Genomic DNA, 18,379 nt, shown 5'->3' with positions numbered 1-18,379 from the left:
TCGTCAGACGCTTCCCACCGTCCTGAGCTTGGCGCGCGGGTGGATCTCGCTCTGCGAGAGCACCGGCGTCTCGCGGCGGAAGCGCTCGATGATCTGGCGCACGAAGGGGCGCGCCATGCCGGAGGTGACCAGCGCCGGCATCTCGCCGAGCCGGGCCGCCTCCTCGAACTTGTCGCGCACCTGATGGACGAAGTCCTGCAGCCGCGAGGGTTGCATGGCGAGATGCCGATCCTCGCCCTGGCCGACGATCGATTCGGCGAAGACGCTCTCCCAGGCAGGCGACAGGGTGATGATCGGCAATTGCCCATGCTGGTTGGAGAACTGCGCGCAGATCTGGCGGGCGAGCCGGACACGGACATGCTCGGCGATGTCGCGCGGGTTCCGGACGCTGCCGGCGACCTCGGCGATGCCCTCGATGATGGTGCCGAGATCGCGGATCGAGATGCGCTCGGAGAGCAGCAATTGCAGCACGCGCTGGATGCCGGTGGTCGAGATCTGCTGCGGCACGATCTCCTTGACCAGGTCGGCATGGTCCTTCGGCAGCTCGCGCAGCAGCTTCTGCACCTCGCCATGCGAGAGCAGCTCCGGCATGTGCGACTTCAGCACCTCGGTGAGGTGGGTCGAGATCACCGTGGCAGCGTCGACGACGGTGTAGCCGCGCAGTTGCGCCTCGTCCTGCAGCGCCCCATCGATCCAGGTCGCGGGCAGGCCGAAGGTTGGCTCCAGCACGTTGTGGCCGGGCAGCGTCACGCTGCCGCCCATCGGGTCCATCGCCATGTACTGGCCGGAATAGACCATGCCGTGCCCGGCATCGATCTCCTTGATCTTGATGAAGTAGTGGTTGGCCTCGAGCTGGACGTTGTCGACGATGCGCACCGCCGGCATGACGAAGCCGAGCTCGGCGGCAAGCTGGCGCCGAAGCGCCCTGACCTGGTCGGTCAGCCGGTCCGCCCCACCGGGCGCATTCACCAGTGGCAAGAGGCCATAGCCGATCTCGATCTTGAGCTCGTCGAGCTTGAGCAGGTCGTTGAGCGTCTCTTCCTTCGGCGTGCCGTCGGGCGCCAGCGGCGAGGCCGCCTGCGCTTGCACGGCGGCTTCCGACTCCCGCGCCTTGGCGAGCTTGCCGAAATGCCGCGCCAGCCAGCCCGAGCCGGCGGCGAGAACGAGGAAGGGCAGCATCGGGATGCCCGGCAGGACCGCGATCAGCAGCATCACCGCTGCCGACATGCCGAGCGCCTTGGGGTAGCCCGAGAGCTGCTTGCCGAGCGCCTTGTCGGCGGCGCCGCGCACGCCCGATTTCGAGACGAGCAGGCCCGCCGCGGTCGAGACGATCAGCGCCGGGATCTGGCTGACGAGGCCGTCGCCGACCGTGAGCAGCGTATAGCTGTGCGCCGCGGCGCCGAAGCTCATGCCCTGCTGCGCGACGCCGATGATGATGCCGCCGATGACATTGATGAAGGTGATCAGCAGGCCGGCGATCGCGTCGCCGCGCACGAACTTGGAGGCGCCGTCCATCGAGCCGAAGAAGTTGGCCTCGTCCTCCAGCGCCTTGCGGCGGGCCTTGGCGACGTCCTGGTCGATCAAGCCTGCCGAGAGGTCGGCATCGATCGCCATCTGCTTGCCCGGCAAGGCATCGAGGGCAAAGCGTGCCGCGACCTCGGCGATACGGCCCGAACCCTTGGTGATGACGACGAAGTTCACGATGATCAGGATGGTGAAGACGATCACCCCGATCACGAAATTGCCGCTCATCACGAAATTGCCGAAGGCCTCGATGACGTGGCCGGCGGCAGCCGTGCCTTCATGGCCATGGGCGAGGATCAGGCGTGTCGAGGCGAGGTTCAGCGCCAGCCGCAGCATCGTCACGATCAGCAGCACGGTCGGGAAGGCCGAGAATTCGAGCGGCTCCTCGATGAACAGCGCCGTCATCAGGACGAGCACCGACAGGATGATCGAGAGCGCCAGCAGCATGTCGAGCAGCATCGCCGGCAGCGGGAAGATCAGCACCACGAGGATGCCCATCACGCCGATGGCGAGGAACAGGTCCGGCCGGTTGAGCAGCGCGCCCATCTGGCCGCGCGTCGGCATTTGCATGCCCCCGCTGCCGCCCGCCGTCACATCGCTCATCGACCGGAAACTCCCACGCGGCGCCCATCACAGGGCGCGAGCCGTACCCGGCAATTCTTGCCGAGCGCATGGTGAACGAGTGGTTAAGAAGCCTGAAAAAATCCCACCTGGAACCTTTCCCTGAACAGGCTGTTATCGAATGGCCGCGTTGTGGCCGCATTCGGCCAGCCAACTCGCACGGGGTCGACGAGATCGGTTTCGACACCGGAGCCTTTGGAGGAAAATCTTGGATAGACGTTCGTTCATGCTGAGTCTTTTCGGAGGCCTTGCCGCCGCCAGCGTCGGCGGCCTTGGCATCGCCCAGGCCGCGACCGCTGTTCCCGCCGCGGCCTCGGACGAGCTCGCTCCGGAGTTGAAGGCTGGCCTCGACAAGGCCGATGCCGAATTCAGCCAGACCGTAGTCCGCCGGACGACCGTCGTCCGGCCGGCCTACCGCCGGCCCGTCGTCGTCCGCCGCACCACTGTCGTCCGTCCGGCCTATCGCCGCCCGGTCGTCGTCCGGCGCACCACGGTCGTGCGTCGGCCCGTGGCTTACCGCCGCCCGGTCGTGGTGCGCCGCCGCGTGATCTACCGCTGAGAACGTGAACCCATCGACGGGCGGCCCTCTGCCGCCCGTCGCCTTTGAAGCGGCGCCAAGACCGTCTGTCGAAGGAAAATGCCTTGTGAACGAAGGACGCCAGAACTCAGGCGAAATCGTCACCGATATCCCGGCGAGGCTCGATCGCCTGCCCTGGTCGCGTTTTCATACACTCGTCGTCGTCGCGCTCGGCGTGACCTGGATTCTCGACGGGCTCGAGGTGACGCTCGCCGGCGCCGTTTCCGGGGCCCTCAAGGAAAGCCCGACCTTACGGTTCACCAACACCGATATCGGCCTCGCCGGCGCCGCCTATATCGCCGGTGCCGTCATCGGTGCCGTCTTCTTCGGCTGGCTCACCGACCGGCTCGGTCGCAAGAAGCTCTTCACCATCACCGTCCTGGTCTATCTGAGCGCGACCGCCGCCACCGCCTTCTCCTGGAATCTCTGGAGCTTCCTGCTCTTCCGCTTCCTGACCGGCATGGGCATCGGCGGCGAATACACCGCGATCAACTCGACCATCCAGGAACTGGTGCCGGCGCGCGTGCGCGGCTGGACCGACCTCGTCATCAACGGCTCCTTCTGGGTCGGCGCCGCAATCGGCGGCATCGCCGCCATCGTCCTGCTCGATCCGGCCATCGTGACTCAGGATCTGGGCTGGCGCCTTGCCTTCTTCATCGGCGCCGTGCTCGGGCTGATCATCATGATCCTGCGCCGGTGGATTCCGGAAAGCCCACGCTGGCTGATGAGCCATGGCCGGGTCGCCGAGGCGCAGGCGATCGTCGCGCACATCGAATCCTTCTCGCCGCCGCAGCTGGCCGCGACATTGCCGACGCTCACTTTGCGCCCGCGCTCGCGCACCCCGATGAGCGAGGTCGCCCACACGCTCTTCGTCACCTACCGGCCGCGCACGCTGGTGGCGCTGGCGCTGATGACGTCGCAGGCCTTCTTCTACAACGCGATCTTCTTCACCTACGCCTTGGTCCTGACCGACTTCTACGCCGTTCCCTCCAGCATGATCGGCTGGTTCATCCTGCCCTTCGCTGCCGGCAACTTCCTCGGACCGCTCCTGATCGGCCGGCTCTTCGATACGCTCGGCCGGCGTCCGATGATCGCGGGAACCTATATCCTCTCCGGTGTCCTGCTCGCCGGGACCGGCTTCCTGTTCGCGCGCGAGATGGTCTCGGCCAACCAGCTCACCATCTGCTGGAGCATCGTCTTCTTCTTCGCATCCGCGGCAGCCAGTTCAGCGTATCTGACCGTGAGCGAGACCTACCCGCTGGAGATCAGGGCGCTGGCGATCGCGGTGTTCTATTCGCTCGGCACCGGCCTCGGCGGCATCGCCGGTCCCTGGCTGTTCGGCGCGCTGATCGACACCGGCTCGCGCATGAGCGTGTTCGGCGGCTACCTGTTCGGCGCGGTGCTGATGATCGCCGCCGGCCTGATCGCCTGGCGCTTTGCGGTCAAGGCAGAGCGCCGCTCGCTCGAGGACATCAGCAAGCCGCTGGGGGCTGTCTGAGAATGAGGAGGACATCGACTGGGCGATTGCACCTCAAACCGTCACAACAAGCTAACGGCCGGTCTCCCGCGCCGTCGGCCCTTTCGTCAACCATCGTCACGTCGCGAGCGTGACGAACGGTCGGAAAGGGGAATAGAATGGCCTCGTGGGAACGCGGCGCCTGGATCGAACCAACTGGAGGCATGACATGGATCGACGTTCATTCGTGATGGCGCTGTTCGGCGGCCTTGCCGCTGCCAGCGTCGGCGGCATCGCCGCTGCAGAGGCAGCGCAACCCAAGCTCATGCCGGTTCCGACACCGGATCCGGCCAATAAACCGGAGGAGCTGTCCGCCGAGATCAAGGACGGTCTCGACGAGACAAACGCAGAATTCAGCCAGTATTACTATTATCGTAGACCGCGTTATTACGCTCGACCACGTTATTATGCCCGGCCACGCTATTATGCCAGGCCGCGTTATTACTACCGCCCTCGGCGCTATTATTATCGTCGTCGCTATTACTGAGCGGCCTCTGACGGGCCGGAGCTTTCGCTCCGGCCCGCTTCTTTTTCGGCGCTTGCTGCCGACGGTCAGAGCGAGTTCGTCCGCGCCTGTCCCGGCTCCGCCACCGGGACGCCGGCGGCGAGATATTCGCTGAGCTTGTTGCGCAAGGTCCGGATCGAGATGCCCAGGATCTTGGCGGCATGGGTCCGGTTGCCGAGGCAATGGTCGAGCGTGTCGAGGATAAGGTCGCGCTCGACATCGGCGACGGTTCGCCCGACCAGGCCGCGCGTCACCGCCTCCGCCGTCTGCGCCGCCCGCGAAGCCACGTCGCGACCGCTGGCCGGTCCGAGCGTCTCTCCTTCCGGCGTCAGCATCGCCTCGGTGCCGATCTCGACGCCCTGCGCCAGCAGCACGGCGCGATGCACGGTGTTCTCCAGCTCACGGACGTTGCCGCGCCAGCTGTTGCCGAGCAGGAGCTTGCGCGCCTCGGCAGCGATCGGCCGCAGCGGCATGCCGTTCAGCTCGGCATATTTCTTGGCGAAGTGGTCGGCCAGCGCCAGGATGTCGCCCGGCCGCTCGCGCAGCGCCGGCAGGCGCAGGTGCACGACGTTCAGCCGGTAGAACAGGTCCTCGCGGAAGGAGCCCTCGCGCACCGCATCGCCGAGATTGCGGTTCGAGGTCGCGATGATACGCAGGTCGACCTTGACCGGCTGCGCGCCGCCGACCCGGTCGATCGTCCGCTCCTGCAGCGCCCGTAGCAGCTTGGCCTGCAGCCGCACGTCCATCTCGGAGACTTCGTCGAGCAGCAGCGTGCCGCCATTCGCCTCCTCGAACTTGCCGATCCGCCGCGCGATCGCGCCGGTGAAAGCGCCCTTCTCATGACCGAACAGCTCCGACTCCAGCAGGTTGTCGGGGATCGCGGCGCAGTTCACCGCGACGAACGGCTTGTCCTTGCGCAGCGACTTCTGGTGCAGATGCTGCGCGATCATCTCCTTGCCGGTGCCGCTCTCGCCGGTGACCAGGACAGGCGCATCCGAGCGCGCGATCTGGTTGGCGAGCTGGACGACGCGCTCCATGGCAGGGTCGCGCCAGATCAGGCTGGCCTTGTCGCCGGCGACGGCGGCGAGCACGGCGGCGATCAGCTCGGGATCGGGCGGCAGCGGCACGTATTCGCGCGCCCCGGCCTGGATCGCCGCGACGGCGGCGCGGGCATCGGTCGAGGTGCCGCAGGCGACCAGCGGGGTGCGGATGCGCTCGGCCTCGAGCGCCGCGACCAGCCTGGCGATCGGCTGCTCGACATCGACCATCAGGAGGTCGCCGCCCTTGGCGCGCAGCACCGCCAGCGCCTGCTCGACGTTCTCGGCATGGGTGACGGCCGCGCCCTGCGACACCGCGATCTTGGCGGCGGTGATGAGCTGGCCCTTGAGGCTGCCGACGATGATGAGGCGCATGGCTTAGGCCTTCCTTGAAAAATGCAGTCGCTCCGGCCGGTTCGTCACCGGTCGGTCTTGATGATTTCCGTCATGGTCACGCCGAGGCGTTCCTCGACCACCACGACCTCGCCGCGCGCCACCAGGCGCTCGTTGACGAAGATGTCGATCGCCTCGCCGACGCGCCGGTCGAGCTCCAGCACCGTGCCGGGCGTGACGCGCAGGAGATCGCCGACCGCGATCCGCGACGAGCCGAGCACCGCGGACACCGTGACCGGTACGTCGAAGACCTGTTCGAGATCCTCCGCCGTCTTGACCGGAACCGGTCCGGAGCGCGCGACCGAGTCGCCCCCGGCATTGTGGTCGAAGGAGAGATCGGCCGGGTTGAGCGGCGGCAGGTTGAGGTCGTTTTCGCTTGCCATCTGTCTTACCCCGCTGCCGGGCCGAAGACGGCCCTGACTGCCTTGTCGACCGCCTCGTCGAGCGCTGCGCTTTCGATCGCGATGCCGCCATCGGCCCATTCCAACCGGCCGTCGCCGATGGCGATGTCCGGTTCGCCGAGCACGACGATGCGGCCGGCAAAGCCGGTCTCGCGCGCCAGCCCGGAGAGCTTGCCCTCGACGGTCTCGACCAGACTCTCATGCACCCGGATCGCCAGATGCGGCGCATGCCGGGCATGGGCCAGGCACTCGCGCGCCGCGGCGAGCAATTGCGCCAGCGGCTTGTCCGCCAGGGCCGCACCGGCGAGGCTGCGCGCGGTCGCGACCGCGAGCTGCGCCGCCTGGGCCTCGATCTGCGCCAGCCGCTCGTCCTGCTGGGCCAGCAGCCGCTCGCCATGGCGCACCAGTTGCGAGAGCAGCGCGCCCAATTGCTGGTCGCCGTCCCGCCTGGCTTGGTCGAGGCCGCGGTGGAAAGCGTCGGCCTTGGCGGCCTCGAGCGCCGCCTCGTCGACCGCCTTGCTGCCATTGCCGCGGAAGTCGGTGTCGAACATGAATTTCTTGGCTGCTGCCATCTCAGTACACCAGCTCGTCTTCGGCGTTGCCCTTGGCGATGACGATCTCGCCCTTCTCGGCGAGGTCCTTGACCAAGGTCACCATCTTCATCTGCGCCTCGTCGACGTCCTTCAACCGCATCGGGCCGAGGCTCTGCATGTCGTCCTGCAGGTTCTTGGCCGCGCGTTGCGACATCGCCCCGAGGAAGAAGGCACGCATCTCCTCATTGGCGCCCTTGAGGGCTCGCGCCAGCACATCCTTGTCGACCTGGCGCATCATCGTCTGCAGCCCGGCGGAATCGAGCTTGCCGAGATCCTCGAAGGTGAACATCAGGGCGCGGATGCGCTCGGCCGATTCCTGGTTGGACTCGTCGAGCGCGGCGAGGAAGCGCATCTCGGTCTGGCGGTCGAAGCCGTTGAAGATCTCGGCCATCATCTCGTGCGGATCGCGCCGGCGCGTCTGCGTCAGGGTCGAGACGAACTCGGTGCGCAGCGTGTTCTCGATATGGTCGAGCGCTTCCTTCTGCACCGATTCCATCCGCAGCATCCGGCCGACCACCTCGATCGAAAGCTCGTTCGGCAGGTTGCGCAGAACACTGGCCGAATGATCCGGCCGGATGCGCGACAGGATGACGGCGATCGTCTGCGGGTACTCGTTCTTGAGGAAGTTGGCGAGCACGACCGCGTCGATATTGCCGAGCTTCTGCCACATGTTGCGGCCGGCTGGACCGCGGATCTCCTCCATGATCAGCGCGACCTGATCGCCCGGCAGAATCTTTTCCAGCAGCGAGATCGTGCGGTCGAACGAGCCGGTGATCGCGCCGGCGCTGGAGAGCCGGCCGACGAAGTCGAGCATCAGCTTCTCGACCTGGTCGGAATCGACCGTGCCGAGCTCCGCCATGGCGCGGGTGATGATGCGGATCTCCTCGTCGTCGAATTCCTGCCAGATCACCCGGCCGTGCTCTTCGCCGAGGATGAGCAGGATGACGGCGGCGCGCTGCGGCCCGGTCATGCTCTCGAGCGTCGTCGGGCCGTCCGAATAGCTCGACGACTCGTCGGAGCTGGCGCTTCCGCTGCGGGTTGCGATGGAACGTGTCGCGGCCATGGTTCAGGCTCCCGTCACGCTGGTGCTTTCTCGTGGATCCAGCCGCGCAGCACCGCGACGGAATCCGCCGGATTCTGCGCGACCATGGCGCCGATCTTCTCGACCGACTGCGCCTTGAGCTGGCCCTTGACCTGCGCGATCGCGAGCATGCGCTCCGACGGCGCATCGACGTCGATCTGTCCGGGCTCGCTGCCCGCGCCCGCGCTGCCTGACGCGGAGGAGAAGGTCGAGGGATCGCCCGTGCCCTGGTCGACGACGACCACGCCGTTGCGCATGAAGCTCGGGATGGCCCGGAGCTCGCGATCGGGCGCCAGCACTTGCTTGAGCAGCGGCCGCACCACCACCATCAGCACGATCAGGATGAGCAACGCGATCACGGCCATCTCGGCGAAGCGGACGACGTCCTCCCTGGTGAAGGAGGTAAGCTGCTGCATCAGCGTCTGCTCGGTCAGATCGGTCGGCGCCTGAGGCGCCTCGGCGAAGCGCAAGTTGACGACCTCGACCTGGTCGCCGCGCTGGCGGTCGAAGCCGACCGCAGTCCGCACCAGCTGGCCGATCCGCTCCAGTTCCTCCGGCGACCGCGGCTGGTAATTCGTCTCGTTGCCCTGCCGGCTGTAGACGCCATCGACCAGCACGGCGACGGAGAGCTTGCGGACCCGCCCGCCATCCTGCACCTCGGTACGGGTCGTGCGCGAGATTTCGTAGTTGACGACCTCCTCGTTCTTCGAGTTGGTGTCGCGCTGCTGGCCCTGCTGCTGGCCCTGGTTCTGCTGCGCGCCCGGCAATTCGTTGCCGACCGTGACGCCCTCGCGCTGCTCGTTGGAGGCGGAGGCTTCCGTGCGGTTCTGGCTGGAGCGGATCACCTTGCTCTCGGGATCGAAGGTCTCGGAGCGGCTCTCGATCCGGTTCGAATCGATCAGGGCCGAAACCTGCACGCGGGCGCGGCCCGGGCCGACGATGCTGGCGACGATGTCGTCGACCTGCGCCTTGATCCGCCGCTCGATCGCGCCCTGGCGCTCGTCCAGCGCCACGCCGACCATGCCCTGCTCGCCCTGGGCGCCATCGGCGAGGAGCCGGCCGCGCTCGTCGACGATCGAGACCCGGTCCGGCTTCAGGCCGTCGACGGCCGAGGAGACGAGGTGGCGGATCGCCCTGACCTGGGCGTTGTCGAGATCACCGGCGAGCTTGAGCGCGATCGAGGCGCGCGGCGGCTCGCGATCGCGCTCGAACAGGCGCCGCTCGGGAATGACAAGATGAACCCGCGCCGCCTGGACGCGGCTGATCGAGCGGATGGTGCGCGAGAGCTCCCCTTCGAGCGCCCGCAGATGGTTGATGTTCTGGACGAAGCTGGTCGAGGAGAAGGCGTCGCCCTTGTCGAAGATCTCGTAGCCGACGCCGCCGCCGGACGGGATGCCCTTGCCGGCGAGCTCTAGCCTGAGCTTCGGCACGTCGGCGCGCGGCGCCAGGATGGTCTGCCCGTCGCCACGCAGCTCGTATTTCACGCCGCGCGTATCGAGATCCTTGGTGATGGCGCTGATGTCCTGGCTCGACAGGTCGGCGAAGAGCACGCCCATCGCCGGCTGCGACATGCGCAGCATGACGAAGGCGAAGAAGCCGATCAGCGCCAGCGTCACGGCCAGCATCGCCGCCAGCCGCGCCGCGCCGAATCTCCGGAACTGATCCAGTAGCCCGTTCACGCCGTTTTTCCGTCGCCCGGTGCCTGCGAGACCAACGCGCAGACACACCACTAGGCAAGTTTTTCCCAGTGCATGGTTAGCGCCCGGTTAACGGCGGTTAGGAAACGGCACAGTTCGATGAGGACAATCCGTAGCGCAAACGCGGAAGGCGCCGGCCATTCGGCCGGCGCCTAATGAATTTTATCAAATCCCAGAATGGCTTATTGGCGATAATGCTGGATTCGGGTGGTGCGCAGGCCGGCGAGGCCGTGCTGATCGATCGAAGACTGCCAGCTCAGGAATTCGTCGACCGTCAGCGTATAACGCTGGCAGGCCTCCTCCAGGCTGAGCAGACCGCCGCGCACGGCGGCGACGACCTCGGCCTTGCGCCGGATCACCCAGCGACGTGTATTCATCGGCGGCAGGTCGGCAATGGTCAGCGGGCTCCCATCGGGCCCGATGACATATTTGACGCGCGGTCGCAGCGGCTCGGTCATGGTACTCTCACACAACTCAACAGACCTACTGCCGGAGAGCCTACCCCCGTCGGGCTTAAATTTTGCCTAAAGCAACCACGCAGGCTTTCGGCATGAGGCATGACCCGATTCTTCAGCTGGTGGCCTTCACCGATTTGACCCTGTCGAGCGGAACCTTGATCGCGCCGATCAGCAGCGTCGGCACCGCGGTCGAGAAGTCGATGCCATCGACCTTGCCGGTGATCTCGGTCTTGACCGTGATCGCCGCGCCGGAGACGTCGGCGCCATCCACCGTGATGACGTATTCGCCATCGGGCGCTGTGGAGCCAGTCGAGGTCTTGCCGTCCCAGGCATAGGTCTGGTCGCCGGCCGTCAGCGTCTTCGTGCCGCTGTAGACGACCTTGCCGCTCGAATCCTTGATCGTGATCGTGCCGGTGCCGCCCTTGGAGGCGTTGAGCTTCCACTCGGCCTTGCCGTCCTTGAGCGGCGTCGCCGCTCCATCCGCCGTGACCGTCTGGCCGACGAAGCCGATCGCGCTCGCGCCCGTCGTCGCCTTGCTGAGGCCGAGCAGCGCGGTCAGCGTCTCGTTCTGCTTGAGCTGCTGCTCGACACCGGCGAACTGTACCAGCTGCTGGGTGAACTGGTTGGTGTCGAGCGGGTCGAGCGGGTTCTGGTTCTTGAGCTGCGTCGTCAGCAAGCTCAGGAACTGGTCGAAATTATTGGCGATCGAGGTGCCGCTGCCGGTCGCGGTGTTGTTCTGGGCCGCCGCGATCTGCTGGGGGCTCCAGGTGCCGGTGTTGGAAACGGCCATCGTCCGTCCCTCCTTCAGATGCTGAGGTCGACGCCGCCGAGGCGGCTGGCATTGCGTGGCAGGCTCGCCGCTTCGGCGACGAGCGCGCTGTCGTCGGAGGCCTGGACCCAGGCGCGGCGCCCGCGCGGCGTCTCTTCGTCCTGACGCTGCTGGCGCGCACCCGCCTGCTGGTCATTGGAATCGCGCAGGCTCATGTCGATTCCACCTTCCGATGGCTTCAGGCCTGCCTGCTCGAAAGCACGCTCGAGCGTGCGCGCATCGCGCTGCAGCATATGCAGCGTCTCGACCCGGTCGACGATCAGCTTGGCGCTGACCTCGCCCTTGTCGGAAATCTCCAGGCTGACGTCGATCCGCCCGAGCTCGGCCGGATCCAGCCTGATGTCGAAGCGCTTGTTGCCGGCGAGCGCCCTGGCGCCGATCTCGACCGGCACGACATGCAGCGGCGTCGCCCGGCCGGTCTCGCCCGTGAGCATCTTGTGCGCGGCTTCCGCCTGGGCATGGGCCGTCGCCTGGGCGGCGGCGTCGAGCTCGGTTACGGGTGCCTGCGGCGTTGTCAGGCTCTGGGGGGCAACTGCGAGAATGGCTTGCGGGATCGAGGGCGCGCTTGTCGGCTGCGCAGCGGTGGCGGGCGCAGCCTTGTCGTCAGCGGCGCCCGCCTGCGCAGGCTGGCCTGCGGTTGCCGCCTCGGTCGCCTTGATCTCGCTGCCGGTCGCAACCGGCGTCGCCTTGCCGGTTTCGCCCGCATCCTTCGAAATCGCCTGGCCATCGGCCGCCTTGGCCTCGCCCTGCTGGGCTTCGCCGGATGTCGCCTCGACCTTCGCCTTGCCGGGAGCCGCAGCGAGCTGCGGCGTCGTTCCGGCCTTGATGCCGGCCGCGGCGACCTCGCCAGCCGCGCTGGCCTGTCCATCGGCCTTGACCGGCGCCGTCGGAGCGGGAACCGCGAGGCCGTTCGCCGCCGTCTGCGCGACAGTGTTCGTGACAGTGCTCGCCGCAGTCACCTGGCCTTCAGGCTTGCCCTCTGACGTGGAAGCACCGTCCGGCTTTGCGGGCTCGCTGACCTGAACCGTCAGCGCCGCCAGTGCCAGGAACTCGGCCGCGATGCCGGGAACCGGCACGGGTTGTGGCGTAGCGACCGGAACGGCCTGAGCCTCCGGCTTGGCCTCGGCGATCACGGGTGCTCCGTCGAGCGCAGCGGCCAGTGCAGCCTTGCTCTCCTCCGCCGTCTTGCCCTTCGCCGGCTTGCCGCCAGCGGCCGCCTCGGCCGTCTTGCCATCGGCAGCCACGGTGTCCTTCGTCGCTGCCGCGTCGGTCGCAGGGTCCGTCTTCGCCTTGTCGGACGGCTCGTTGGCGCCTGCCGCCTGCCGGTCCTTGCCAGGCTCATCGGGGCGGCCGGGAGACTTGGCGTCGGCCGCCGCCGTCCGGCGCGCGCCGTCATCCGATTTGGGCTCGTCGCGGGTTTCCGCGCTCTCGCGCGACGCGCTGCGATCGTCTTCGAGACGCGGACGTGGCCGCTCCGCCGGCTCCTGCGGCAAAGTGAAAACCTGCTCCGGCTCGTTCCGCTCGGGGCTGCGGCGGCTCGGAAGCGGGATCTCGGGCAGCGCGGACGAACGCGAGACCGGCGCGGCGGACATGGGATACTCTCCGGAACAGAACCGTGACGATGTGGCCGCAGCTCGCCGAGCAAGAGCCAAGCCAACCAGAAAACCGTTTTGATTCAGCGTCCTGGCGAAATCCAGCTCACGTCTGACCCGGCAGGAATCGCTTGCCCGACTTGGTGGACCCGGCAGGAATTGCCGGCCGGATGCTGGCCCGCACCTGTCAAAACCGCTATAGAGCGCCCAAATCCTCGGACGCCTCACGCCCGAACCCGCCCGGAACCCTGATGACCGTTTCCCTCAATTCGCTCGACATCGCCAAGCCGCCATCGGCGACGCGCGTCGTCGCGGCCATGTCGGGCGGTGTCGATTCCTCGGTGGTGGCGGCGCTGCTGAAGCGCCAGGGCTACGACGTCGTCGGCGTCACCTTGCAGCTCTACGACCATGGCGAGGCCGTGCACCGCGCCGGCGCCTGCTGCGCCGGCCAGGACATCCACGATGCCCGCCGCGTCGCCGAGGCGATCGGCATCCCGCATTACGTGCTCGACTATGAGAGCCGCTTCCGCGACGCGGTGATCGAGCGCTTTGCCGAGAGCTATCTCGCCGGCGAGACGCCGATACCCTGCGTCGAGTGCAATCGCACGGTGAAATTCCGCGACCTGCTCGGCCTCGCTCGCGAGCTCGGGGCGGACGCGCTCGCCACCGGCCATTATGTCGCCAGCCGAGATCTCGGCACCGGTCATCGCGGCCTGTTCCGCGCCGCCGACGAAAGCCGCGACCAGAGCTATTTCCTCTATGCGACGACGCAGGAGCAGCTCGATTTGCTGCGCTTCCCGCTCGGCGGCCTCGACAAGACCCAGACCCGGGCGCTTGCCGCGGAATTCGGGCTCGCTATCGCCGACAAGCCCGACAGCCAGGACATCTGCTTCGTGCCGAACGGCCGCTATGCCGAGGTGATCGAGCGATTGAAGCCCGGCGCCGCCCGCCCCGGCGCCATCGTCCATCTCGATGGCCGCGTGCTCGGCGAGCATGAGGGCGTGCTGCGCTACACCGTCGGCCAGCGTAAGGGCCTCGGCATCAGCGGCGCCGAGCCGCTCTATGTCGTCGCGCTCGATGCCGAGAATGCCCGCGTCATCGTCGGCCCGCGCGAGGCGCTCAGCGTCAGCCGCGTCGACCTGCGCGACCTCAACTGGATCGGCGACACCGCACTCGCCGAGCTGCCACCCGAGGGCATCGAGGTCGCGGTCCGCGTCCGCTCGACCCGCGCCCCGCGCCCCGCGCGCCTGCTCGCCGACGACAAGGGCGTCCATGTCCTGCTGGCGCAGGGCGAGGAGGGTGTCTCGCCCGGCCAGGCCTGCGTGATCTACGACCATGCCGACAGCGGAGCCCGCGTGCTCGGCGGCGGCGTCATCATGGCGAACCGGGTTCCGCGCCCGGCGCCGCAGCCCGAGCCTGCCCTGGCGACTTCATGACGACGACGAACGGTCTCGACGCGCAGAAGCGCGTCTATGCGGTCTGGGCGAAATTCTACGACCGGATCTATCAGGGCCTGCTCGCCCGCGCCCAGCGCGAGGCGGTGGCGGCAGCCTGCGCCAGCGGCCGCGACATCCTCGAGATCGGCGTCGGCACCGGCCTGACCCTGCCCTATTTTGAGCGCGACCGGCAGGTCGTCGGCGCCGACCTCTCGCTCGACATGCTGCGCGTCGCCCGGGCCAAGGTGCTGAGCCAGGGCCTGGCCCATGTCCGCGGCCTGATGGTGATGGACGCCTGCAGGCTCGGCTTCGCCGATGGTTCCTTCGACGCGGTCACCGCTCAGTTCGTCATCACGCTCGTGCCCAATCCCGAGCAGGCGCTCGCCGAGATGGACCGGGTGCTGCGGCCGGGCGGCGAGATCGTGATTTCCAGCCGCCTCGTCGACGATGGCGGCTTCGCCGCGCCGCTCTGGAAGCTGGTCGCGCCGCTGGCCAGGGCGATCGGCTGGAGCAGCGATTTCAAGGTCTCGCGCCTGACCGACTGGGCCGCCGCCACCGGCCGCTACGAGACCGTCCATGTCGGCCAGGGCTATTTCAAGGTGGTCAGGCTGCGGAAGCTGAGCTGATCGGCGCCATCAAGGCTTGACGCCGATGCCTGCCGCCCCCTATATCCGCGCCGTCGCGATTGACCGCCGTCCTTCGGCGCGTCGCCATCGGGGCGGGGTAGCTCAGCTGGTTAGAGCAGCGGAATCATAATCCGCGTGTCGGGGGTTCGAGTCCCTCTCCCGCTACCATCTTACCCCCCAAGTTTTTTTGGTCGGAAAGTGGTCGCCGCCGATCAGCTTCGTCAGCTGGCCTTCGATCGATATCTCTGGATTCGCGCCCGCTGGCGCCGGCTGCACGGTAACCGTCGCGATCAGATTGCGCAGGGCGCTCTTCGATTCTGCGCCGAAGGGTTCACCGGCCTTGATCGTCCGGTCGAGCGTCTCGATCGCCGCCAAATCCGCTCGACACGTTTGACGTTCACTGCCCAACCGGCTGTCTCCAGCATGGCCGCGATCCGGCGGTAGCCGTAACGGCCATACTGGGTGGCGAGCTCGAAAATGTCGGCGGTCAGCGCCGCATCGTCAGTGCGGCCCTTCGGAACCCTGCGTTGCGTCGATCGATGCCGCCCCAGCACCCAGCGCGCCAACCGCTCCGACACGCCGAACGTCATCATGGCGTGGTCGATGCAGCGGCGACGACGGGCGGGGCTCAGTCGTTTCCCGAGGCGGCCTCTTTGAGGATCAGCTTCTCCACCGTCAGATCCGAGATGGCTTTGCGCAGCCGCTCGTTCTCCTTCTCCAGATCCTTCAGTCGCTTCACCTGATCGGATTTCAGCCCGCCAAACTCCTTGCGCCAGCGGTAATAGGGGAACGCCGTCACGCTGATGGCCCGGATCGCCTCCGCGACCGGGCGCCCAGGGACAACAGCACGTTGACCTGCCGCAGCTCGACCTGCCGCAGCTTCGCGACGATCTCTTCGGGCTTGTGCTTCTTCTGCGGCATAACGGGCATCCTCCAAGGCTCAAAAGCTGACCTCAGGGAGGGCCACTTTTCAGGGAGCAGGCCAGCTCGCTAGGCGCGGCTGTCCGTTGCGGCGATCACAGCCTCGACATCTGTCACCACGCAGACATTCTGCAGCGCATAGTTGACCGAGGCCGTGTGCCATTCGGCGTTCATCGTCGAGCAGGCGTCTTCCGGCACCACCATGAAATAGCCCTTGTCGGCGCCGGTGCGGGCGGTGTGCTCGATCGACATGTTGGTCCAGGCGCCGGTGACGATGACGATGTCGCGCCCGAGCGCCTTGAGCACGGTTTCCAGCCGCGTGCCCTCCCAGGCGCTCATGCGCTGCTTCTCGACGATATGGTCGCCGCTCTGCGCTTCGAGGCCGGGCACCGGCGCTGCGCCCCAGGTGCCGCGCACCAGCGCCTTGGCGTCGGCCAGGCCCTCGAACAGCGGCGCATTCATGGTGACGCCGGGCGTGCCGGCCTCGACGACGAACCAGACATGGATCACCGGGATGCCGCGCGCCCGCGCCGCCTGCGCCAGGCGCGCGCCATTGGCGATCGCGTTCTGCTGCCGGCAATGCTCCGGCGAGCCCGAGCTGGCGAAGGCGCCGCCCTCCATGACGACGTCGTTCTGCATGTCCTGGATGATCAGGGCGCAGCGCGACGGATCGAGCCGGTAGCCGGAAGCGGCCTTCTTCGTGCCGTTGGCCGAGACGGAGGCAGCGGGGCTGGCGTCAGCGAGCGGCCGCTCCGCCGCGGCGCTGCGGCCGGGCTGCTGGGCGGCAGCCTTCATGTAGGGCTCGCGGCGCGGCCCGACCTTGGTCTCGACCGCGTAGAGCGAATGGCTCGCGGTGAGGAAGAGCGTGCGCCAGTCCGGCCCGCCCCAGGTGAGATTGCCGACGAGCTCCGGCACCCGCAGCTTGCCGATCAATTCGCCCTTGATCGAATAGACCCAGACGCCGCCGGGGCCGGTGACCCAGATATTGCCCTGCGCATCACATTTCATGCCGTCGGGTACGCCGGGTTCGGGGCCGACGATGCCGGAGGCGAAGATCCGGCCGGAGCCGAGCCGGCCGTCCGGCTTGACGTCGAAGACGCGGATAGTGTGCTGGACGGTGTCGTTGACGAAGAGGCGATCCTCGCTCGGGCAGAAGCAGAGTCCGTTCGGCTGGTCGAAGAGATAGCGGTCGACCAGGAGTTGCGGTGCTCCGCCGCCGGGCGGAATGCGGTAGACACCCTGGAAGCCAAGCTGGCGCGGCCGCTCGACGCCGAAGACCGGCATGCGGCCATACCAGGGGTCGGAGAAGTAGATCGCCCCGTCAGACTTCACGACCACGTCGTTGGGGCTGTTGAGCTCCATGCCCTCGAAATGCGAGGCGATGGTCTCATGCTGCCCGTCCGGCCGCTCGCGGACGAGACTCGACGTGCTGTGCTCGCAGACGATCAGGTCGAGCCCGGCATCGTAGGTCATGCCGTTGCATTTGTTGGCCGGGCGCATGACCTCGCGAACGCCGTTCCGGTCCCAGCGGCGGCGCACATCGCCCGGCATGTCCGAGAACAGCAGATGCTGCTCGGCGGGATGCCAGATCGGTCCCTCGCAGAACTCGAAGCCGGTGCCGAGCTGGCGCACCGACGCCCAGAGGTCGATCAGATCGGCGAAGCTGGGCTGGATGGCGACATGCGTGGTCATGATGCCGGCGCCCGTCAGGCCGCGAACCAGTTGCGGGCCGGCAGCGACTGCACCACCGGGCCGGGCACCGCCATGTCCATGCGGCCGACGACCTGGCCATGGGCGATCTTGGCGGGCTTGTCGTGCACCGGCAGCAGGAACGCCCCGGCTGAGAGCAGCTTCTTGATCGCTGCCTTCTCCTCGCGCTTGGAGACGCCGTGATTGCCGGTGGTGCGGGGCTCGTTGGCGTGGAGCTCGTGGAAGGGCGTGACGATCTGGTCGTTGAAGTCGTAGATCACGTCGCCACAGATGATGGCGCGGCCCTCATTGGTGTCGACATGGACGTTCATCGAGCCTTCAGTATGGGCGCCAGCGGCTTCGAGATAGCAGCCGGGGAAGAGCTCGATCATCCCCGAGAGTTCGAGATCCTCGAAGCGCAGCGCGTCGCGCGTATGGAGCCGGTCGATCAGGTGCTTGATGTCGGGCGCCGGATATTGCGGGTGCATCAGCCCGGAGACGGAGTATTCGAGCTCGCGCCGGTTGACGAGCACCGTGGTGTTCATCGGGAAGAGCTCGTCCTTGCCGGCATGGTCGATATGGAGATGGGTGTGCATGACATAGCGCACGTCGCCCATCCGCACGCCGTGTTTGGCGAGCTGGTTCTCGATCATGTTCTCGTGGAACTGGAGGCCGCGCATGCCGAGGCTTTCCATGATCTGGTTGTGGCGGTAGCCGGTATCGACAACGACCGGCCAGGGACCGCCGAGGATCAGGAAGCCATAGGTCGGCACGCGCCTTGTACGGCCGCAATCGCGGCCGAGCACGAGGAAGCTCGATTCCAGCTCGATGTCGCCATAGTCGAGAATCTTGATTTCGAGCGCCATGGACATGCCTCCCCTGA

The 18,379-nt window shown here is 67.2% G+C and carries 17 protein-coding genes, 1 tRNA gene and 1 pseudogene; 6 read left to right on the top strand and 13 right to left on the bottom strand.

Annotated features, from left to right (window positions below):
* Window positions 1–3: 3 nt before the first annotated feature.
* Entirely contained in the window at window positions 4–2,127 is a 2,124-nt protein-coding gene (gene flhA, locus ASE66_RS19990) for a flagellar biosynthesis protein FlhA (protein ID WP_057191463.1), read from the bottom strand.
* A gap of 244 nt (window positions 2,128–2,371) precedes the next feature.
* On the opposite strand from flhA, the gene ASE66_RS19985 reads away from it, so the two are divergent.
* The 3 genes from ASE66_RS19985 to ASE66_RS19975 all read left to right on the top strand — a co-directional run bounded on the left by ASE66_RS19985 (window position 2,372) and on the right by ASE66_RS19975 (window position 4,725).
* Entirely contained in the window at window positions 2,372–2,704 is a 333-nt protein-coding gene (locus ASE66_RS19985; protein ID WP_057191462.1) for a hypothetical protein, read from the top strand.
* Between the two features lie 85 nt (window positions 2,705–2,789).
* Entirely contained in the window at window positions 2,790–4,220 is a 1,431-nt protein-coding gene (locus ASE66_RS19980; RefSeq protein WP_057191461.1) for an MFS transporter, read from the top strand.
* A gap of 187 nt (window positions 4,221–4,407) precedes the next feature.
* Window positions 4,408–4,725, top strand: a complete 318-nt coding sequence (locus tag ASE66_RS19975) for a hypothetical protein (RefSeq protein WP_057191460.1) — start codon at window positions 4,408–4,410, stop codon at window positions 4,723–4,725.
* Window positions 4,726–4,790: 65 nt separating this feature from the next.
* Here the strand turns inward: ASE66_RS19975 and ASE66_RS19970 are convergent, their stop codons facing one another.
* The 8 genes from ASE66_RS19970 to ASE66_RS19935 form a co-directional block, all read right to left on the bottom strand.
* Window positions 4,791–6,155, bottom strand: coding sequence for a sigma-54 dependent transcriptional regulator (locus ASE66_RS19970; RefSeq protein ID WP_057191459.1), 1,365 nt, complete (start codon window positions 6,153–6,155; stop codon window positions 4,791–4,793).
* A 44-nt stretch (window positions 6,156–6,199) separates the two neighbouring features.
* On the bottom strand, window positions 6,200–6,556 hold the full coding sequence (gene fliN / locus ASE66_RS19965) for a flagellar motor switch protein FliN (RefSeq protein WP_057191458.1): 357 nt from the start codon (window positions 6,554–6,556) through the stop codon (window positions 6,200–6,202).
* Window positions 6,557–6,561: 5 nt separating this feature from the next.
* Window positions 6,562–7,146, bottom strand: a complete 585-nt coding sequence (locus tag ASE66_RS19960; protein WP_057191457.1) for a FliH/SctL family protein — start codon at window positions 7,144–7,146, stop codon at window positions 6,562–6,564.
* A 1-nt stretch (window position 7,147) separates the two neighbouring features.
* Window positions 7,148–8,137: a flagellar motor switch protein FliG gene (gene fliG / locus ASE66_RS19955; protein WP_244495020.1), complete on the bottom strand. Its 990-nt coding sequence runs from the start codon at window positions 8,135–8,137 to the stop codon at window positions 7,148–7,150.
* Window positions 8,138–8,244: 107 nt separating this feature from the next.
* Window positions 8,245–9,927 carry a flagellar basal-body MS-ring/collar protein FliF gene (fliF, locus tag ASE66_RS19950; protein WP_082613593.1) on the bottom strand — a complete coding sequence of 561 codons (1,683 nt, stop codon included), beginning with the start codon at window positions 9,925–9,927 and terminating at the stop codon, window positions 8,245–8,247.
* A gap of 200 nt (window positions 9,928–10,127) precedes the next feature.
* Window positions 10,128–10,403 carry a DUF1153 domain-containing protein gene (locus tag ASE66_RS19945; protein WP_057191455.1) on the bottom strand — a complete coding sequence of 92 codons (276 nt, stop codon included), beginning with the start codon at window positions 10,401–10,403 and terminating at the stop codon, window positions 10,128–10,130.
* A 112-nt stretch (window positions 10,404–10,515) separates the two neighbouring features.
* The gene (locus ASE66_RS19940) at window positions 10,516–11,193 is read right to left on the bottom strand and encodes a flagellar hook assembly protein FlgD (RefSeq protein ID WP_057191454.1); all 678 of its coding nucleotides are present in this window, start codon (window positions 11,191–11,193) and stop codon (window positions 10,516–10,518) included.
* Between the two features lie 14 nt (window positions 11,194–11,207).
* Window positions 11,208–12,824: a flagellar hook-length control protein FliK gene (locus ASE66_RS19935; RefSeq protein ID WP_057191453.1), complete on the bottom strand. Its 1,617-nt coding sequence runs from the start codon at window positions 12,822–12,824 to the stop codon at window positions 11,208–11,210.
* A gap of 251 nt (window positions 12,825–13,075) precedes the next feature.
* Here ASE66_RS19935 and mnmA point away from each other — a divergent pair, with 251 nt between their 5' ends.
* From mnmA to ASE66_RS19920, 3 genes are all read left to right on the top strand, one after another.
* Window positions 13,076–14,260, top strand: a complete 1,185-nt coding sequence (gene mnmA / locus ASE66_RS19930; RefSeq protein WP_057191452.1) for a tRNA 2-thiouridine(34) synthase MnmA — start codon at window positions 13,076–13,078, stop codon at window positions 14,258–14,260.
* Window positions 14,257–14,886 (top strand): class I SAM-dependent methyltransferase, encoded by a 630-nt coding sequence (locus ASE66_RS19925; protein ID WP_057191451.1) that lies wholly within the window; start codon window positions 14,257–14,259, stop codon window positions 14,884–14,886. The genes mnmA and ASE66_RS19925 overlap by 4 nt, the downstream gene beginning before the upstream one ends.
* A 91-nt stretch (window positions 14,887–14,977) precedes the next feature.
* A tRNA-Met gene (locus tag ASE66_RS19920) sits at window positions 14,978–15,054 on the top strand.
* On the opposite strand, the gene ASE66_RS32535 is transcribed toward ASE66_RS19920, so the two are convergent.
* The 4 genes and pseudogenes from ASE66_RS32535 to ASE66_RS19900 form a co-directional block, all read right to left on the bottom strand.
* Window positions 15,049–15,261: a hypothetical protein gene (locus tag ASE66_RS32535; RefSeq protein WP_162262511.1), complete on the bottom strand. Its 213-nt coding sequence runs from the start codon at window positions 15,259–15,261 to the stop codon at window positions 15,049–15,051. The two genes, ASE66_RS19920 and ASE66_RS32535, sit on opposite strands and share 6 nt — an antisense overlap.
* A pseudogene (locus ASE66_RS31485) lies at window positions 15,246–15,807 on the bottom strand (IS3 family transposase); the annotation flags it as partial. The pseudogene ASE66_RS31485 and the gene ASE66_RS32535, both read right to left, overlap by 16 nt.
* 69 nt (window positions 15,808–15,876) lie before the next feature.
* Window positions 15,877–17,499, bottom strand: coding sequence for an isochorismatase family protein (locus ASE66_RS19905; RefSeq protein WP_057191449.1), 1,623 nt, complete (start codon window positions 17,497–17,499; stop codon window positions 15,877–15,879).
* Window positions 17,500–17,513: 14 nt separating this feature from the next.
* The gene (locus ASE66_RS19900) at window positions 17,514–18,362 is read right to left on the bottom strand and encodes an N-acyl homoserine lactonase family protein (protein WP_057191448.1); all 849 of its coding nucleotides are present in this window, start codon (window positions 18,360–18,362) and stop codon (window positions 17,514–17,516) included.
* Between the last annotated feature and the right edge of the window lie 17 nt (window positions 18,363–18,379).

Source organism: Allobosea sp. Root483D1 (assembly GCF_001429505.1).
Classification (GTDB): Bacteria; Pseudomonadota; Alphaproteobacteria; order Rhizobiales; family Beijerinckiaceae; genus Allobosea.
The sequence above is the reverse complement of the archived record's forward strand: the minus strand, read 5'-3'. Positions and strand labels throughout refer to the sequence as shown.

Excerpts from the sequence above, each read along its gene's own strand:
- ASE66_RS19945 (WP_057191455.1), bottom strand. The coding sequence starts at position 10,403 with ATGACCGAGCCGCTGCGACCGCGCGTCAAATATGTCATCGGGCCCGAT.
- ASE66_RS19960 (WP_057191457.1), bottom strand. The coding sequence starts at position 7,146 with ATGGCAGCAGCCAAGAAATTCATGTTCGACACCGACTTCCGCGGCAAT.
- ASE66_RS19985 (WP_057191462.1), top strand. The coding sequence starts at position 2,372 with ATGCTGAGTCTTTTCGGAGGCCTTGCCGCCGCCAGCGTCGGCGGCCTT.
- ASE66_RS19975 (WP_057191460.1), top strand. The coding sequence starts at position 4,408 with ATGGATCGACGTTCATTCGTGATGGCGCTGTTCGGCGGCCTTGCCGCT.
- ASE66_RS19925 (WP_057191451.1), top strand. The coding sequence starts at position 14,257 with ATGACGACGACGAACGGTCTCGACGCGCAGAAGCGCGTCTATGCGGTC.
- ASE66_RS19970 (WP_057191459.1), bottom strand. The coding sequence starts at position 6,155 with ATGCGCCTCATCATCGTCGGCAGCCTCAAGGGCCAGCTCATCACCGCC.
- ASE66_RS19900 (WP_057191448.1), bottom strand. The coding sequence starts at position 18,362 with ATGGCGCTCGAAATCAAGATTCTCGACTATGGCGACATCGAGCTGGAA.
- ASE66_RS19940 (WP_057191454.1), bottom strand. The coding sequence starts at position 11,193 with ATGGCCGTTTCCAACACCGGCACCTGGAGCCCCCAGCAGATCGCGGCG.
- mnmA (WP_057191452.1), top strand. The coding sequence starts at position 13,076 with ATGACCGTTTCCCTCAATTCGCTCGACATCGCCAAGCCGCCATCGGCG.
- flhA (WP_057191463.1), bottom strand. The coding sequence starts at position 2,127 with ATGAGCGATGTGACGGCGGGCGGCAGCGGGGGCATGCAAATGCCGACG.
- ASE66_RS19935 (WP_057191453.1), bottom strand. The coding sequence starts at position 12,824 with ATGTCCGCCGCGCCGGTCTCGCGTTCGTCCGCGCTGCCCGAGATCCCG.
- fliG (WP_244495020.1), bottom strand. The coding sequence starts at position 8,137 with ATGACCGGGCCGCAGCGCGCCGCCGTCATCCTGCTCATCCTCGGCGAA.
- fliN (WP_057191458.1), bottom strand. The coding sequence starts at position 6,556 with ATGGCAAGCGAAAACGACCTCAACCTGCCGCCGCTCAACCCGGCCGAT.
- ASE66_RS19905 (WP_057191449.1), bottom strand. The coding sequence starts at position 17,499 with ATGACCACGCATGTCGCCATCCAGCCCAGCTTCGCCGATCTGATCGAC.